Origin of the sequence: Acinetobacter sp. IK31 (assembly GCF_035615195.1) — a bacterium.
Classification (GTDB): domain Bacteria; phylum Pseudomonadota; class Gammaproteobacteria; order Pseudomonadales; family Moraxellaceae; genus Acinetobacter; species Acinetobacter calcoaceticus_C.
On the sequence record NZ_JANBOB010000002.1, the window covers coordinates 52,483 to 69,478 of the forward strand.

At 40.5% G+C, this 16,996-nt stretch carries 14 protein-coding genes; 7 read left to right on the forward strand and 7 right to left on the reverse strand.

Features of this window, described 5'->3' with window-relative positions:
• Positions 1 to 126 precede the first annotated feature (126 nt).
• Positions 127 to 1,068: a LysR family transcriptional regulator gene (locus MSG66_RS01075; RefSeq protein WP_042896715.1), complete on the forward strand. Its 942-nt coding sequence runs from the start codon at positions 127 to 129 to the stop codon at positions 1,066 to 1,068.
• 261 nt (positions 1,069 to 1,329) lie between these two features.
• On the opposite strand, the gene MSG66_RS01080 is transcribed toward MSG66_RS01075, so the two are convergent.
• From MSG66_RS01080 to MSG66_RS01100, 5 genes are read right to left on the reverse strand one after another with little or no spacing between them, the layout of a single operon-like run.
• Positions 1,330 to 2,232, reverse strand: a complete 903-nt coding sequence (locus MSG66_RS01080; protein WP_324651610.1) for a hydroxymethylglutaryl-CoA lyase — start codon at positions 2,230 to 2,232, stop codon at positions 1,330 to 1,332.
• Positions 2,229 to 4,220, reverse strand: coding sequence for an acetyl/propionyl/methylcrotonyl-CoA carboxylase subunit alpha (locus MSG66_RS01085; RefSeq protein ID WP_324651612.1), 1,992 nt, complete (start codon positions 4,218 to 4,220; stop codon positions 2,229 to 2,231). Before MSG66_RS01085 ends, MSG66_RS01080 begins: the two co-directional genes overlap by 4 nt.
• Positions 4,221 to 4,231: 11 nt before the next feature.
• A complete protein-coding gene (locus MSG66_RS01090) occupies positions 4,232 to 5,035 on the reverse strand; it encodes an enoyl-CoA hydratase/isomerase family protein (RefSeq protein ID WP_324651614.1) in 804 nt (267 codons plus the stop codon).
• A 9-nt stretch (positions 5,036 to 5,044) separates the two neighbouring features.
• The gene (locus MSG66_RS01095) at positions 5,045 to 6,646 is read right to left on the reverse strand and encodes a carboxyl transferase domain-containing protein (protein ID WP_324651616.1); all 1,602 of its coding nucleotides are present in this window, start codon (positions 6,644 to 6,646) and stop codon (positions 5,045 to 5,047) included.
• A 24-nt stretch (positions 6,647 to 6,670) separates the two neighbouring features.
• Positions 6,671 to 7,843, reverse strand: a complete 1,173-nt coding sequence (locus tag MSG66_RS01100) for an isovaleryl-CoA dehydrogenase (RefSeq protein ID WP_324651618.1) — start codon at positions 7,841 to 7,843, stop codon at positions 6,671 to 6,673.
• 144 nt (positions 7,844 to 7,987) lie between these two features.
• Here MSG66_RS01100 and MSG66_RS01105 point away from each other — a divergent pair, with 144 nt between their 5' ends.
• The 5 genes from MSG66_RS01105 (at position 7,988) to MSG66_RS01125 (ending at position 14,169) form a co-directional block, all read left to right on the forward strand.
• Positions 7,988 to 8,605, forward strand: coding sequence for a TetR/AcrR family transcriptional regulator (locus tag MSG66_RS01105; protein WP_324651620.1), 618 nt, complete (start codon positions 7,988 to 7,990; stop codon positions 8,603 to 8,605).
• Positions 8,606 to 8,715: 110 nt separating this feature from the next.
• The gene (locus tag MSG66_RS01110) at positions 8,716 to 10,410 is read left to right on the forward strand and encodes an AMP-binding protein (protein WP_324651622.1); all 1,695 of its coding nucleotides are present in this window, start codon (positions 8,716 to 8,718) and stop codon (positions 10,408 to 10,410) included.
• Between the two features lie 72 nt (positions 10,411 to 10,482).
• Positions 10,483 to 11,154 (forward strand): class I SAM-dependent methyltransferase, encoded by a 672-nt coding sequence (locus MSG66_RS01115; protein ID WP_324651624.1) that lies wholly within the window; start codon positions 10,483 to 10,485, stop codon positions 11,152 to 11,154.
• Positions 11,155 to 11,432: 278 nt separating this feature from the next.
• Positions 11,433 to 12,716: a DcaP family trimeric outer membrane transporter gene (locus MSG66_RS01120; RefSeq protein WP_324652359.1), complete on the forward strand. Its 1,284-nt coding sequence runs from the start codon at positions 11,433 to 11,435 to the stop codon at positions 12,714 to 12,716.
• Between the two features lie 97 nt (positions 12,717 to 12,813).
• The gene (locus MSG66_RS01125; RefSeq protein ID WP_324651626.1) at positions 12,814 to 14,169 is read left to right on the forward strand and encodes an MFS transporter; all 1,356 of its coding nucleotides are present in this window, start codon (positions 12,814 to 12,816) and stop codon (positions 14,167 to 14,169) included.
• Between the two features lie 44 nt (positions 14,170 to 14,213).
• On the opposite strand, the gene MSG66_RS01130 is transcribed toward MSG66_RS01125, so the two are convergent.
• Positions 14,214 to 15,452 carry an SGNH/GDSL hydrolase family protein gene (locus MSG66_RS01130; protein ID WP_324651628.1) on the reverse strand — a complete coding sequence of 413 codons (1,239 nt, stop codon included), beginning with the start codon at positions 15,450 to 15,452 and terminating at the stop codon, positions 14,214 to 14,216.
• Positions 15,453 to 15,563: 111 nt separating this feature from the next.
• Between MSG66_RS01130 and MSG66_RS01135 the strand changes: the two genes are divergently transcribed.
• Complete coding sequence (locus MSG66_RS01135) at positions 15,564 to 16,469, forward strand: LysR family transcriptional regulator (protein WP_324651630.1); 906 nt, start codon at positions 15,564 to 15,566, stop codon at positions 16,467 to 16,469.
• Here MSG66_RS01135 and MSG66_RS01140 read toward each other — a convergent pair.
• Positions 16,462 to 16,755 (reverse strand): hypothetical protein, encoded by a 294-nt coding sequence (locus MSG66_RS01140; RefSeq protein WP_324651632.1) that lies wholly within the window; start codon positions 16,753 to 16,755, stop codon positions 16,462 to 16,464. The two genes, MSG66_RS01135 and MSG66_RS01140, sit on opposite strands and share 8 nt — an antisense overlap.
• Positions 16,756 to 16,996 lie beyond the last annotated feature (241 nt).

The window sequence follows — 16,996 nt, forward strand, 5'->3', positions numbered from 1 at the left end:
ATACAAAATAAAAAAAGATCGGTTCCTCTTCTTAAAAAGAATTAGTGCCAATGTATGTACATTTAGTCATTGTGGTTGATCTAAACTGGTGCAACAATCCGTAATTTAGGAAAAGATATTTACGTTATGCGCAAAAATCTCGATGGTGGACTTTTGCATGCAATGCATGCATTCCTGAAAGTGATTGATAGCGGGAGTTTCACGGCAGCAGCTGAGCAGATGGATCTGACCACAGCACAGGTTTCACGTCTTATCAGCGAGCTAGAAACACGTTTAGGTACAAAACTCATACAACGATCGACGCGCCAACAGGCACTGACCGATATTGGTGCGGCTTATGCGGAACGTTGTCGACAAGTCATTTCAATGGTGGATGAGGCTGAATCAGAAGTCGCTGGAACCGCTTCAAAACCTAAAGGACGTTTACGGGTATTAAGTATGGGAAGCTTTGGGCATCACTATGTTTTTCCAGTCATGGCCGAATTTTGCAAAAATTATCCAGAGTTAACGGTTGAATATACGACATCGCAGTACGTTCCAGATCTGTTGGCGAAAGGGGTGGATGTAAGTCTCTATCTCACTGAATCTTTGACAGATTCCCGCTTTGTTGCTCGCAGAATAGGCACTATTTTTTCTGTTTTATGTGCTTCACCTGCGTACTTAGAGAAACATGGAAAACCTGAGTCACCAGAAGATTTAAAAAATCATGCCTGTTTACGCTTGGTAAACCCATCGATTACAGCAGATTGGCACTTGTTAAATGCAAAAGGTGAGTCATACCAAATTGATATTGGTGGGCAACTCATTGCAGATAACCCAGAGTTATTATTAGATGTGGTGCAACAGGACATGGGAGTGGCCTTATTACCGATGTTTTCGGCATTAGAAGCAGTTCAGAATGGAAGATTATGCCATATCTTGCCAGAGTGGCGTTCGCCCGATATTGGGGTTTATACCTTATTGCCTTCACGCCATTTTATTGATGCAAAAACACGCGCATGGTTGGACTGGGTGGAAGAATATATTTCGCCAAGAATTGAAATGGATGCATCTTATTTTTATAAATAATGAGATCAGTATTTAAAAACTAAGGTATAAAAAGGATGAAGAATAAGACTGATTAGAATAAAAATAGGGTAGAGAATGCTTCTGTTGAGAGAGGCATTTAATACAAAGATTAATTCAAAATTTTAAATAAATTGCATAAAGAAATTTAGTCCCAATTCATGAATAGAATGAGATAGAAAGTAGACGCGATGATCTGGTACTCAGCCTAATATATTCAGCCTCATACCAGATACTGAGCTATTTTAATTATTGAATTTATTGTTACGCACACTTTGTCTGCCAATAGGCATTTGCATAATTCGACAAGCTTTTTCGGTTTAATACATTGCTAATATTTTGGCTGGCTTGCATTAACTTTTCTAAGTCGATACCAGTCTCAAAGCCCATGTGTGACAGCAAATAGAACAGATCTTCGGTGGATACATTGCCAGAAGCACCTTTGGCATAAGGGCAACCGCCAAGTCCCGCAAGGGATGAATCAAAAACGCGAATGCCTTGTTGTAAAGACTGATAAATATTGGCAATTGCCATGCCATAGGTATTGTGAAAATGTCCTGCCAAAATCTTGCTGTCTAGTTCAGAGAGGCACGCTTGCCAAACCTTTTGAACTCGATCTGGCGTTGCGGTGCCAATGGTCTCACCTAAAGACACTTCATAGCAGCCCATGTCATAGAGCCGTTTAACGACTTTCACCACTTGCTCAGGTGCAATCGCACCTTCATAAGGGCAATCGACAATACAAGAGACATAACCACGCACACGTATGTTCTGTGCTTTCGCTACGGTCATGACATCGCTAAATTTTTCAAAGCTTTCATCAATAGAGCAGTTAATATTTTTACGGGTAAAGCTTTCAGAAGCTGCGGTAAAAACCGCAATCTCTTTGCATCCTACCGCTTGAGCCGTCTCAAAACCTTTGATATTTGGAGTAAGCAGACTAAATTGCACATCTGTGGTCTGCGGTAACCGCTTAAATAGCTCATCACTTTGAGCCATTTGCGGCACCCATTTTGCCGAAACGCATGAACCCACTTCAATTGATTTCAGACCTGCATTTATCAAGTCATTAACGAAGTTTAAGCGTTGTTCAACCGTTAAAGCCTGCTTTTCATTTTGGAGGCCGTCTCTGGGGCCGACCTCCACAATTTTGACAAACTCACTCATGCAACTTCCTCCTGAGCAGGCTGAAATTCCACAAGCTCATCGCCAGCTTTGACTTGATCGCCAACTTGGAAATAGGAGTCTACAATCACGCCATCTTTAGGGGCGCGGATGGTGTATTCCATTTTCATGGCTTCAAGCGTCATTAAAATATCGTCTTTTTTCACGTTATGATTTGCACTCACCAGAACTTGCGTGACTACACCCGGCATTGGTGCTTTTAAGTGGCCTTCATCGGCTTGGCTATCTGCCTGATTAAAGTCTTGGCGAATATAAGCAAACTTATAGCTTTGCCCATTTTGGAATAGCGTAATGCCTTGCTGACTTTGATTAAAAGATAGCTTTTGCTTAGTACCATCAATTTGAACAGAGGCAGTATGTGAATCAATCAATTGACCAGAAATAGGGTAGCTTTGTCCGTTATATTCTGCGGTAAAACCGTGCTCATTTGAGGCAAATTTGATTTGGAAATTTTGGTTTAAATAGTTCAGTTTAATACTGTGCTGATAGGTAATATTTAAACGCCATAGCGGTTGAGCCTGCCAAAGCTGTTTTTGGCTTGAGCTGTTGTTGTTAAGTTTACTTAAAAACTCAATAAATGCTGCTGCCACCACAAGTTCTGGTTTGATCTCTTCAGGGCTAAACAAGAAGTTTTGTTCGCGTTGAATCAGGTTGGTATCAAGCTTGGCTTGTTTGAATGAGTCGCTGCGAACAATCTTTTCAAGAAATGCAATGTTGTTCCCTAAACCGTCAACATGGAATTGACTTAAGGCATGTTGCATTTGAATGAGTGCAGCTTCACGATTTTTACCCCATACAATGAGTTTGGCAATCATAGGGTCGTAATACGTCGTGATTTCGTCGCCTTCAACAATACCGCTGTCTACACGCACATATTGGTTTTGAGTTGGGTAGTGCAAATAGTCAATTTTACCAATTGCAGGTAAAAAGCCTTTTTCAGGTTCTTCGGCATAGATTCGTGCTTCGAGCGCATGCCCGTGAATCTGCAATTCGTTCTGTAGTTTTGGTAAAGGTTCGCCATAAGCTACGCGAAGTTGCCATTCAACCAAGTCTTCACCGGTAATCATTTCAGTCACTGGGTGCTCGACTTGTAAACGGGTATTCATTTCCATGAAATACGCCGTACCATCTTGTTCCACAATAAACTCGACCGTACCTGCACCGACATAATCTACGGCACGAGCAGCATCAATTGCAGCTTGACGCATTGCATCAAGCTTTTCGCTCGGCATTTGTGGAGCAGGGGCTTCTTCTAGCACTTTTTGGTGACGACGTTGCACAGAGCAGTCGCGCTCAAATAAATGAACATAGTTGCCATGTGTGTCACCAAACACTTGTACTTCAATATGACGCGGTTGAATCACATAGCGTTCAATCAAGACATCATCATTACCAAAACTTGATTTGGCTTCACGTTTACACGAGGCTAAGGCATGCAGAAAATCTTCACTGCGCTCAACCAAACTCATGCCTTTGCCACCACCGCCAGCACTGGCTTTAATTAAAACTGGATAGCCAATTTGGTCTGCCTGTTGTTTTAAAAAGTCGGCATCTTGGTTGGTTCCGTGATAACCCGGTGTTAAAGGGACGCCTGCTTTTTCCATTAAAGCTTTAGACGTGGCTTTTAAACCCATAGCTAAAATGGCATCGACTGGCGGGCCAATAAAGCAAATATTGTGTTGCTGGCAAGCAAGTGCAAACTGGTCATTTTCGGATAAAAAGCCGTAGCCCGGATGGATCGCTTGGCTACCTGTATCAATGGCAGCTTGAATAATGTGGTCAGCTTGTAAATAACTTTGCGTTGCAGGTGACTGACCAATGTAAATCGCTTCATCTGCAAGTTTGACGTGTTGTGCATTTGCGTCTGCGTCTGAATAAACAGCAACTGTAGCGATACCCAGTTTTTTTGCGGTACGAATTACACGGCAGGCAATTTCACCACGGTTCGCAATTAAAATCTTTTCAAACATAATGATCGTCCTTAATTGTTGTTATTTGAGGTGGCAGTCCACGCAGGCTGTTGCTTATTTAAAAAGGCACTCAGACCTTCTTTTGCCTCGGCACCTTGACGAACTTGAGCAATATGATGCGCCGTCTGTTGTAGCAAATCATTACTCATAGATTGGTTGCTCACCATTTGAATGAGTTGTTTTGATGCAGCCTGAGCGTGGGGTCCACCAAGTAATAGAGCATCAATAATTTCTTGAACTTTTCTGTCTAAGTCTTCCGCATCTGCGACTTCATGTGCCAAGCCAATTTGTTTGGCGTCACGTGCCGAAATACGCTCAGCAGTTAAGAAGTAACGAGAGGCTTGTCTTGCACCAATCGCACGAATCACATAGGGACTAATCGTAGATGGGGCAAGTCCTAAACGAACCTCAGAAGTTGCAAATTTGGCATCTGTACTGGCAATGCAAATATCACAAGCCGATGCCAAGCCCATACCGCCACCAAAGGCAATGCCATGAACACGGGCAATAGTTGGCTGTTTAAGCGTTGCAAGTGCATCTAACATTTGCGCGAGTTTTAGAGCATCTGCTTCATTTTCTGCTGAAGATGCTTGACCTGCCTGTTTCATCCAATTCAGGTCAGCGCCTGCCGAAAAACTTTTGCCACGACCCGCTAAAACCAGAACACGAATATCATCACGTGTATTAATTTGATTAAAGCAGGCATGTAGCTCTTCAATCACTGTGGTATTGAAAGCATTGTGCAGTTCAGGGCGATTCAGCCAAACATAGGCAACTTGACCTTGTTGTTCGAGTTGTAAAAATTGATAGCTCATATACACCTCTTACATGCGGAACACGCCAAATTTGGTTGGCTGGATAGGGGCATTCATGGCAGCAGCAAGGCTTAAACCAAGTACTTGACGGGTTTGAGCTGGGTCAATTACACCGTCATCCCAAAGGCGGGCAGAAGCATAATATGGATGGCCTTGGCGCTCGTATTGCTCACGAATGGGTTGTTTAAACTCATCTTCTTGTTGAGCTGACCACTCGGCACCTTTTTGCTCAATTTGATCGCGTTTTAAAGTTGAAAGTACGCTGGCTGCTTGTTCGCCGCCCATCACTGAAATACGAGAGTTCGGCCAAGTCCATAAAAAGCGTGGTGAATAAGCGCGTCCGCACATACCGTAGTTACCTGCACCAAATGAACCGCCAATAATCAGGGTGAGTTTTGGTACATTTGCGGTTGCAACTGCCATGACCAGTTTAGCGCCATTTTTTGCAATCCCTTCATTTTCGTACTGGCGCCCCACCATAAAACCAGTAATGTTTTGCAAAAATAACAATGGAATATTGCGCTGTGTGCAAAGTTCAATAAAGTGTGCACCTTTTTGTGCAGACTCTGAAAATAAAATCCCGTTATTGGCAATAATCCCGACTGGCATACCATAAAGCGACGCAAAACCAGTAATGAGGGTTGAGCCAAAACGTGCTTTAAACTCATCAAAACGCGAACCATCTACAATGCGAGCAATCACTTCACGAATATCAAAAGGCTTACGTGCGTCACTTGGCACCACACCATAGAGTTCAGATGCGTCAAAAAGTGGTTCATCAATTTGCTTGTTTAAATCATTTGGCTTTTTATTTAAGTTCGCGACAATGTTCCGTGCAATCGCAATCGCATGTTCATCATTTTCTGCTAAATGGTCAGCCACACCTGAAAGACGTGTGTGTACATCACCACCGCCTAAGTCTTCACTGCTCACTACTTCACCAGTTGCAGCTTTTACCAGAGGAGGACCGCCTAAGAAAATGGTGCCTTGATTACGTACAATAATGGTTTCATCAGACATGGCAGGTACATACGCACCACCTGCGGTACAGCTTCCCATTACGACAGCAATTTGGGCAATACCTAGGCTCGACATACGTGCCTGATTATAGAAAATACGCCCGAAGTGATCGCGGTCAGGGAAAACCTCATCTTGCATTGGTAAATAGGCGCCACCTGAGTCCACCAAATAAATACAAGGCAAGTGATTTTGTTCGGCAATTTCTTGGGCGCGTAAATGCTTTTTAACCGTAAGTGGGTAATACGTTCCGCCTTTAACCGTTGCATCGTTGGCAACGATCATGCAAGTTACGCCGTTCACCTGACCAATACCTGCAATTACACCCGCGGCAGGAACATCATCTTCGTAAACGTTGTACGCTGCCAATTGACCAATTTCTAAAAATGCCGTTCCGACATCAATCAGTTGATCAATACGTTCACGGGGTAGAAGTTTCCCTCTAGCCAAATGTTTTTGACGGGCATTTTCACCACCACCTAAAGCAATACGCTGGGCAACTTGGTTTAGATCTGTGACCAATGTTTGCATGGCTTGCTGGTTTGTTTTGAAGTCTTCACTTCGAACATTAATCTTGCTTTGTAATTGGTTCATAAGATGCGTCCTTATTTATAATTATTATTTGGTTTCATTGAAGAGTTCGCGGCCAATGAGCATGCGGCGAATTTCAGAAGTTCCAGCACCAATTTCATAAAGTTTTGCATCACGCCATAAACGACCAGCAGGGAATTCATTGATGTAACCATTACCGCCTAAACTCTGGATTGCTTCGCCTGCCATCCATGTGGCTTTTTCAGCAGAATATAAAATGGCACTTGCAGCATCTTTACGTAGGCTGCGGTCATGGTCGGCTTTGTCACAAGCAGCACCAACCGCATAAACTAATGCTTTACATGCCAACCAAGTTGAATACATATCGGCAAGTTTGCCTTGCATAAGCTGGAATTCACCTAAAGCCTGACCAAACTGTTCGCGTTGATGCAAATATGGAATTACCACATCTAGACAGGCATCCATAATACCTAAAGGGCCGGCACTTAAAACTGCACGTTCATAGTCCAAACCACTCATGAGTACTTTTGTACCATTACCCACGCCACCAAGTACGTTTTCAGCAGGCACTTCCACATTGTCAAAAAACAGTGGGTAAGTGTTAGAGCCACGCATACCTAACTTGTCTAAATGGTTACCGTGACTAAAGCCCTTCATGCCTTTTTCAACTAAAAAAGCAGTCATACCTTTTGCACCAGCTTTAGGGTCAGTTTTTGCATAAACTACAAGTACATCTGCATCACCGCCGTTTGTGATCCACATTTTTGAACCATTCAAAACGAAATGATCACCTTTTTGCTCAGCACGTAATTTCATGCTAACCACATCAGAACCAGCATTGGGTTCAGACATAGCAAGGGCACCTACATATTCGCCAGAAATCAGTTTTGGTAAATATTTCTGTTTTTGTTGCTCGTTACCGTTTCGATTAATTTGGTTTACACATAAATTAGAATGAGCACCGTAAGAGAGGCCAATGGCTGCCGAAGCACGAGAAATTTCTTGTAAGGCAATAATATGAGCTAAGTAACCCATATTGGCACCGCCATATTCTTCAGAAACCGTCATACCTAAAAGGCCCATATCTCCGAATTTTTTCCAGAGATGTGCAGGGAATTTGTTGTCTTGATCAACTTGTTGGGCAATTGGTGCAATTTCCTTTGCACAAAATGCGGCTACTGAATCTTGAAGCGCAATTAAAGTTTCATCTAGACCGAAATTCAAGCTGTGGAGGTTCATGATATTTTCATCCTATTGGTTATATTTGTTGTCCATAAAATATTTTGTGGGTATTTGATATGTACCATACAATGATTTTTTAAAAAAGTGAATACAGATTCATAAAATGATTTACAATTCATTTTATTTGTTAGAGAATAAATTATGAGCTATAAACGATCATCTTTAATGCAAGAGCGGATGGAGCAAAATCGAAAGTCGATTTTGAGTTCAGCCAGAAAATTAATTTCAGAGGGAGGGTTTAAAGACGCGCAAATACAAACAATTGCAGAGCAAGCGGGCGTTTCAAGTGGTCTGGTTTATCGCTACTTCGATAATAAAAGCCAAGTGCTCATTGAAGTTTTGTCTGAGGCCATTAACACAGAACTATTGGTGATTGATTCGATTACTGAAAGTGATTTATCGGCAAAACAGAAATTACATAAGGCTGTGGCAACTTTTGTAAAACGGGCACTCAATAGTCCTCAGCTTGCATATTCACTCATGTTTGAACCCGTCGATTCAACGGTTGAACATGAGCGTTTTCGTGTGAAGCAGTTGATTAAACAAAGTATTAAAAAAATACTTGCAGATGGAAATGCAAGTGGTGAGTTTATCTTGGATGATTTAAATACAGCAGCACTTTGTGTTGTTGGTGCAATGACCTACGTGGTCGTTGAACCCCTTGATCCTGCTCAAAATACAAAGTTTGATCATGCGCACAGAGACTATTTTTCAAAACAGATTGCTGACTTTTGTGTGGATGCTGTGCAGAAGAAATAGGGCATATAAAGGATAAACATTACAAAGTAGGCGGTTTGGAAAAGTAGTTGCAGTAACAACAATTAGATCAGGTACGAAGAGAATTACAAAGAATCAAGGAGAATGATTCAATGCAACAAGAACGGTTAAGCTACGCCTCGGGACCAAGCACACAGCCCTTATTGGGTATGACCATTGGTGAACAATTTGATCAGGCTTGTCGGCAATATGCAGAAAAGGAAGCAATTGTCAGTTTTCATCAAAACAGACGGTTAACCTATAAAGCTTTACAGGATGAAGTAAATGCTTTTGCTTGTAGCTTGTTGAAATTAGGTTTAAAAAAAGGAGATCGGTTAGCCATCTGGTCGCCTAACTGTGTGGAATGGACAGTTACCCAATTTGCAGCTTTTAAAGCAGGCATTATTTTAGTCAATCTAAATACAGCTTATAAAAGCCATGAGCTTGAATATGTGTTGAATAAAGTCTCATGCAAAGGATTGATTATTGCTTCTCAATTCAAAACGACTGATTACCAAGAATTACTCACAAAAATTGCCCCTGAGTTAACCAACAGTTCTGATAAAGTGCTCAGTTCAGAACGACTGCCATATTTAAAATTCGTGATTAAAATTGATGACCAGCAACACACCGGCATTCACCGTTTTAGTGATTTAGTTACAACACCAAACTCCGAGCAGCTTGAACAATTAAAACAGTTAACCAAGCAACACCAGTTCGATGAAACCATTAATATTCAATTTACCTCAGGTACAACGGGTAACCCCAAAGGGACCATGTTGACCCATCATAATATTTTAAATAATGGTTACTTTGTTGGCGAAGGGATTCGTTTAACCCCTCAAGATAAAGTCTGTATTTCTGTGCCATTGTTTCATTGTTTCGGTATGGTGATGGGGAATTTAGCGTGTGTTACACATGGGGCAACCATGGTCTATCCATCGGCGGTATTTAATCCTTTAGAAACGTTAAAAGCGATTCATCAAGAACGTTGTACGGCAGCATATGGCGTACCAACCATGTTTATTGCAACCTTAGAACACGAACAGTTTAATGAGTTTGATCTATCGAGTTTAAGAACGGGCATCATGGCAGGCAGCCCGTGTCCACGTGAAATTATGCAGCGGGTCATAGACCGAATGCATATGTCTGAAATCACGATTTGTTATGGCATGACTGAAACCTCGCCAGTCAGTGTACAAAGCTCGGTAAATGATTCAATTGATAAACGAGTAAGTACAGTTGGGCATGTTCATCCGCATGTTGAAATTAAAATTGTCGATTTAGAAGGACAGATTGTTCAGCAAGGAACTTTGGGCGAGCTATGTGTTCTTGGTTATTCAGTGATGGCTGGCTATTGGGGCGAAGAAGAAAAGACAAAAGAGGTCATTGATTCAGCTGGCTGGATGCATACGGGTGATATTGCAGAAATGGACCAAGACGGCTTTATTAAAATTAAAGGTCGTATTAAAGACGTCGTGATTCGTGGTGGGGAAAATCTCTTTCCTAAAGAAATTGAAGACTTTTTATATACCCATCCCGATGTGAGCGATGTGCAGGTAATAGGCTTGCCAGATGCGAGATATGGCGAAGAACTCTGTGCTTGTATTATTTTGCATGAACATCATCAAATTGATGAAAATAGTATTCGTCAATTCTGTAAAGAGCATATTTCCCATAATAAAGTGCCGCGCTATGTCCGATTCTTTAATGAATTTCCAATGACTGCTTCAGGCAAAGCCCAAAAGTTTAAGTTACAAGAAATTATGCGTGCTGAACTTAATTTGACAGGAAATGTCTTTGACTAAACAAGCCAAAAGCCCAGTCAAAATGCAGCAAACTATAAATTGAAAGGCAGTTTAAATAGAGGATAAAACAAAATGGCAAAAGACTTTAATAGCCCAAAAGTAGTCGAAGGATATGATGAGCATATCCGTAAATTAATTCCGGGTTATGAAGTGATCCATCAACAGGTGGATGCCATTTTGCAATCAGTGTTGAAACCGAACTCTCACATATTAATTGTGGGATGTGGCACAGGTTATGAACTCGAATATTTACTTAAAAGACATCCGAACTGGAAATTTACAGCCGTTGACCCATCTTTAACGATGCTTCAAAAAGCCCAAGAACAGGTTGAACTTTTAGATAAATCTTCACAAGTAACCTTTATTCACGGTGAAACTTCAGCTTTACCTCTTGAGAATTGCTTTGATGCTGCACTGTCTATTCTTGTAGCACATTTTATTGCTGATGATATAAAACCTGCGTTCTTTAAAGATATTTATGATCGCTTAAAAGAAAATGCTGTTTTGCTCACCTACGATTTAATGACGTGTATAAACCCTCAGCAGCTTCAAGCTTTACGTTATTTATGCTTGGCACAAGGCTTAACTGAGGAACAATGCCAGAAAATGTTAGAGCGTATGGCTCAAGACTTTTTTAGCCTAACCATAGAAGGTTATATAAAACTTTTGCAAAAGACTGGCTTTGAAAGCGTGCAGTCTTATGCACAGGTTCTGACTTATCAGGGTTTTATTGCAAAAAAATAATGCCAGTAGAGACATAGGAATGTTGTCTTAACACCCAAATATTCTCAATGAGGAAGAGAATATGAAAACTGAAAAAAAATAGAAGAACTCGCTTTACTTAAAACAAATTAAAAAGTGGTCCTAATGCCGCTTTAGGGAGGTTTTGTCTAAAAATATGATGGAAGGTCTTTCTTGAGAAAGAAAGTCAAATTTTCAAGGACCTATCTAAATAGTTACATAACAAAAAGGATGTCGAGATCTTTGAGTCAATTTAAAGATCAAAAAAGGAAAGTTTTATGATAAATGCTTTAAATACAACGGTTCAAAAAAGCCTATTGGCGGTTTCTGTGACCCTGTTTGTGTCTTCTGCCTTTGCAGGCAAAACAGATCCTGAAATAGAACAACTTCGACAAGAAGTGAAAGAACTACGAGCTATGCTACAAGCAAATATACAAGCTCAAAAATCTTTATCGCAAGGACGAGTTGAACTAGCAACTTCTGCAACTCCTCAAGCTGCGCAGCCAATACAGCAAGGGTTAACTAAGTCTGGTGCAGAATTTAACCTCTATGGATATATACGGGCAGATGCTTCTTATCAAATGAAGGGCGCATCTACGATGTATAACAACATTAGTGGGGTTCCACTCGAAAATACTCCTGAAGAATCTGCTCAAAAAGACCAGTTGCACAGCACAGTTAATGTGACACGCTTTGGGTTGAATTTTAAAACTCCAACAGCCGTGGGTGATGTGGGTGGAAAGTTAGAAATGGACTTTTTTGGGGCAGCCACTCGTGATCAGTTCCGTATACGCCATGCTTATTTAACTTTTGATAAATGGCTTATCGGTCAAACGTGGTCGACATTTATTGCACCAGAATATTATCCAGAAACGATTGATGCAGGCACATTTGTAGGTGGAGCATTATTAAGATCACCGCTGGTTCGCTATAGCGACAACTTAAGTGCAAATACAAGCTTTGCAATATCGGTTGAAGATCCGAAATATACCGCTACATCAGACCCTGATAACAAAATGCGTTTACCAGCTTTGGTAGGGCGCTTAAATCATAAATTTACAAATGGCTCGATGCTATCAGGTCGTAGTTTTGTGGCCGAAAAGAGAACCAATAATGATGAAGAAGTGGCTTGGGGTGTAGGCCTAGGGGGGAAATATCAGATTACGCCAGATACATTACTCAAAGCTGATTATTACCATGTCAAAGGAGATGGACGTTTCCTACTATGGAGTAACAGTGGCTATGCAATAGATGATCAAAACAATATACATAGCAATGAATTTGACACTGTTTCATTGGGCATAACTCATCAGTTTACGCCACAAATTCGTTCAACCTTAGGTTATGGCTATATGAAAGCCAAAGATGATAACCGTTTTGCCGAATTACAACGCACTAGCACAACTCAAAACAAAGAACTTTGGCAGGGCTGGGTGAATGCACTTTATAACCCTTACAAACCAATTACTTTGGGTGTCGAATATGTTTATGGCGAACGCGAAACTTTTGATGGGCGTAACGGGACCGATAACCGCTTCAACATGATGGCGAGTTACGATTTTTAATTAATTCAATAAGACCTTGAATAATCTTTTTTTCTTTAGGGTGCAGTATGTCGTTTTAAAAAATTGAATATGAATTTATCTCACAGGAGGTGAGTAAATGACAACATCTAAATTAAATGTAAATGAAATTATTGATCAGGCCAAATTTAGATCTTATCACTGGAGTATTTTGCTTTGGTGTTTATTAATTATTATCTTTGATGGTTATGATCTGGTTATTTATGGTGTCGTGCTACCTTTGCTGATGCAAGAGTGGTCATTGACGGCTGTACAAGCAGGGATGTTAGCGAGTACGGCTCTATGCGGAATGATGTTTGGAGCAATGTTCTTTGGAACTTTGGCAGACAAAATAGGCCGTAAAAATGTGATTTTAATTTGTGTCGCCCTTTTTAGTGGCTTTACCTTTTTAGGTGCTTTTGCATCAAGCCCACTTGAGTTTGGGGTGCTTCGATTCTTAGCGGGACTAGGCATTGGTGGAGTCATGCCAAATTTAGTTGCGCTCACATCAGAATATGCACCCAAACGTATACGCAGTACCTTAGTGGGGACCATGTTTAGTGGCTATGCCATTGGGGGGATTCTTTCAGCATTGATTGGCAGTTATTTGGTTGAAAGTCAGGGATGGCAAATTATGTTTTTGATTGCAGGCATCCCTTTATTTTTGCTGCCTGTTATATGGAAGTTTTTACCTGAGTCTTTAACCTTTTTGGTTAAAACTGGTAAAACGGAACAAGCACAGCGCATTATTCAAAAAATTTCACCTGAACAAACCATGACGATCAATACGCAGTTAGTGCTTAATGAAGATAATGTTCCAACAGGTAGTTCTGTAAAAGGATTATTTCAACAAGGCCGTGCATTCAATACACTCATGTTTTGGTTAGTTTTCTTTATGTGCTTACTCATGGTATATGCCTTAAGTAGCTGGTTACCAAAACTCATGCTTGCCGCAGGGTATTCACTCGGAAAGAGTATTTTATTCCTATTTGCCCTAAATGTCGGTGCAATGATCGGTTCGATCGCTGGTGGTATTCTTTCTGATAAATTCCATTTAAAACCTGTAATTATGGTAATGCTGCTAGCGGGTGTTGTGGCATTAATCGGTTTAGGCTTTAACTCACCAGCCTATGTTTTATATGGTTTGGTGACTGTTGCAGGAGCTGCAACCATTGGTACCTCAATTCTTCTTTATAGCTACGTTGCTCAATATTATCCATTAAGTGTGCGTTCTACTGGAATTGGCTGTGCTTCCGGTGTTGGCCGAATTGGGGCAATTGTTGGGCCAATCTTAACGGGAATGTTATTAGGATTGGAATTACCACATACGATGAATTTTGTGATGATCGCAATTCCTGCAATTCTTGCTTTTTTAGCAGTCATGATGTTGAGACGACATGCTATTGAGAGACCAACCATTGCACCAAAAATTACTGCTGAACTAGAGGGCGGTTAATAAAAACTGGTACAGGTGGGAAAATACCTACCTGTACCTACATTTTATTTCTTAAGTAATAAGTTTAAATGAACCAGATTTGCCATTTGTTGATTACCGCGATCATTGGGATGCAAATGATCACCTGAGTCATAAATCGGGTTTAATCGATCAGGATGTTTCGGATCTTTCAGACCTTGATCAAGATCAAGTACGCCGTCAAATGTACCGCTCGTTTTAATCCAGCCATTAATACGCTGACGTAATTGATCTTTATCTAGTTGATAATAATTGTCTAAAGGAGTGTTAGGCAGCGCACCTGCAAAAGGTGGTAGGGTTGCCCCAATCACCTGAATACCCTGACGATGTGCTTCACTCACAAGTTGTTTATAGCCTTGAGTTAATGCTTCAAAAGATGGCACATTTTTTTTAGGGTCAAAGGCTGTGCCAGGCCATGAAATATCATTAATACCAATTAATACAATTAAGGTTTTAATGCCCGAATATTGGGATATCTCGTTTTTTAAACGTTTTAAAGCACTATCTCCCATACCATCTGTAAGTAATCGATTTCCTGAAATTCCACTATTAATCACGGCCATTTGATGAGGTGATAAACGCTTAGCTAAGAAATCAGTCCATCTACTATCGGCATCTAAAGTTGCAGTAGCACCATCGGTAATTGAGTCTCCAATGACTGCAACCACATGAGCTTTGTGTTTGGGCTTCACCTCTATTGCCGACAGTAACAACCTTGCTGTTGTTGTTTGAGCATTGAGGGGCGTAACAACGTTGTCTGTCTGGTTTCCAGCAATGAGCCAGCTCGTTTGTTTAGCATCCCAATGGAAAGTTTTAAAATGGGTGGGCTTTTCAATAAATGCATTTACCATCAATTTACTATGGTTGGGGACAGGCAGGGCAATTGTGTCACTCAAAAGCTGTTTACCTGGCAAAATTTCGGCTGTGGCTTGTCCAGAAAAATGAACAGGATAAAGTTTTTTTGCTTGAATATTTTTCCCATTCACTAGCCCGACCGTTGTTTTTTTAATATGAAGCGGTTCGTTTCCATATTGATTGGTAAATACCAATCGAATTGATTGACCACCTAAACTAATTTGGCTGATTTGTCGGATTGTTTGGTTAGATAATTGCTCAGGAATATGAGTAGGGAAAATAAAGTTCTTATCCCAAACTATTTGTGGGCTAGCAGACCAACTGGTGACCCATTGACTCGTTTGTACCTCTGCTTGTGCTACGGTAGAAAATAAGGCTAAAGACAATAAAGCGGATTTATAAAGTTTCATCTCGTGAATCCTTTAAAACGAATTAGAGTCATCTTGAAACAAATGAGTGGCTTGTTATAGCGGTCTAAGCGGAATAAGATTTGTGAATATAATTCATAGATAAATTTTGTTATGGCTAATTTTGATATTAATCGATCTGGCGAGCTGGCAATTTTTATTCGCGTGGTCGAGTTAGGAAGCTTTTCTGCTGTAGCAAGAGCATGCGACATGACGCCGTCTGCTGTCAGTAAATTAATTGCTCGGCTCGAAAAAAGACTTGGCATAAGATTACTGAATCGTTCAACACGTCAGTTTCAGCTCACAAGTGAAGGGTGCCAGTTTTATGAACAAGGCCTGCAAATACTCAGTGAGCTAGACGAGCTTGAACAATCTGTTACTGCAAATCACACACCTCAAGGACGAATAAGAATCCATACCAGTCTTTCATATTGGACCCATTTTTTGTTGCCGTGTATTTCTTTATTTAATCAGCGCTATCCACAAATCGAAATAGAGGCTCATTTAAGTGATGAAGTGATCAATTTGGTTGAACAGCGAATTGATGTTGCAATTCGGACAGGTCCCTTAAAAAATTCAAATCTAGTGGCGCGCTCACTCGGAAGTACTACAAAACATTATGTATGTTCATCCACATACATTGAGCAATATGGCTGTCCACAGCATCCAGATGAACTATCTGAACATCAGCTTTTAGATGTGAGTTATCAACGCCAAAATAAAACATGGCTGTTTAAAAAAGCGAATCAAGAAATCACACTCGTACCTACTCAGGTTTTAAGAGTAAATCATGGAGAGGCGATTTTGCAGTTAGCACTTGCCGATGTTGGCATTGCACAGCTAAATGAATTCCAAGTTCGAAAAGCGCTAGAACAAAAGCAGTTAATTAAAATTCTTGAAGACTGGAATATTAATGCTTCTGAAGAATTTCATGCTGTCTGGATCGGCCATGATAAATATGTTCCTAAACGTGTAAGGGTTTTTTTAGATTTCTTGGTAGAGCATGCAAATATCAGTTAGGTTGGCTTTTTCTTGCACTTAACTGACATTGGTGAATTGTTTCATTCATGGTTTCCACAAAGTTCATGTCCGCATCAATATTTTGTAAGCTTACTTTTGGTAGGTTTTCTACAAATTGTGGCGAATAATGTTCTTCTAAAGCGTTATAAATACAATTGCATTGTGAGAGCGCACGGCCTGACCACATACAATGAGTATTGAATTCGTTTTTACTAATAGGTCTGCAACCTAATAAACTTATTAATAGGGTGCACACTAAAACAATACGATATGAAAAAAACATCACTATTGCTCTTCGTTGGTTGTTGTTATCGTTAAGTTATGCTTATAGAGGGGGCTAATCTTTAGCTGGGGTTAAATCTTGAGATTTTTTCCGTGTAAAGATAAAAGTCGGAATAGGCGAAAAGATGAGAGGAATTCTTTAAAAGTGTTTTAAGCTGAACGTTAAGATAATGAAGTTTAAGAAAAATAAAATAATATAAAATAATAGTCATTAGAGACTCCTTGATAAAAGAAGTTGCGCCCAA

Coding starts and splice junctions, on each gene's coding strand:
- MSG66_RS01100 (WP_324651618.1), bottom strand. CDS start 7,843: ATGAACCTCCACAGCTTGAATTTCGGTCTAGATGAAACTTTAATTGCG.
- MSG66_RS01105 (WP_324651620.1), top strand. CDS start 7,988: ATGAGCTATAAACGATCATCTTTAATGCAAGAGCGGATGGAGCAAAAT.
- MSG66_RS01095 (WP_324651616.1), bottom strand. CDS start 6,646: ATGAACCAATTACAAAGCAAGATTAATGTTCGAAGTGAAGACTTCAAA.
- MSG66_RS01080 (WP_324651610.1), bottom strand. CDS start 2,232: ATGAGTGAGTTTGTCAAAATTGTGGAGGTCGGCCCCAGAGACGGCCTC.
- MSG66_RS01130 (WP_324651628.1), bottom strand. CDS start 15,452: ATGAAACTTTATAAATCCGCTTTATTGTCTTTAGCCTTATTTTCTACC.
- MSG66_RS01090 (WP_324651614.1), bottom strand. CDS start 5,035: ATGAGCTATCAATTTTTACAACTCGAACAACAAGGTCAAGTTGCCTAT.
- MSG66_RS01115 (WP_324651624.1), top strand. CDS start 10,483: ATGGCAAAAGACTTTAATAGCCCAAAAGTAGTCGAAGGATATGATGAG.
- MSG66_RS01110 (WP_324651622.1), top strand. CDS start 8,716: ATGCAACAAGAACGGTTAAGCTACGCCTCGGGACCAAGCACACAGCCC.
- MSG66_RS01125 (WP_324651626.1), top strand. CDS start 12,814: ATGACAACATCTAAATTAAATGTAAATGAAATTATTGATCAGGCCAAA.
- MSG66_RS01135 (WP_324651630.1), top strand. CDS start 15,564: ATGGCTAATTTTGATATTAATCGATCTGGCGAGCTGGCAATTTTTATT.
- MSG66_RS01075 (WP_042896715.1), top strand. CDS start 127: ATGCGCAAAAATCTCGATGGTGGACTTTTGCATGCAATGCATGCATTC.
- MSG66_RS01085 (WP_324651612.1), bottom strand. CDS start 4,220: ATGTTTGAAAAGATTTTAATTGCGAACCGTGGTGAAATTGCCTGCCGT.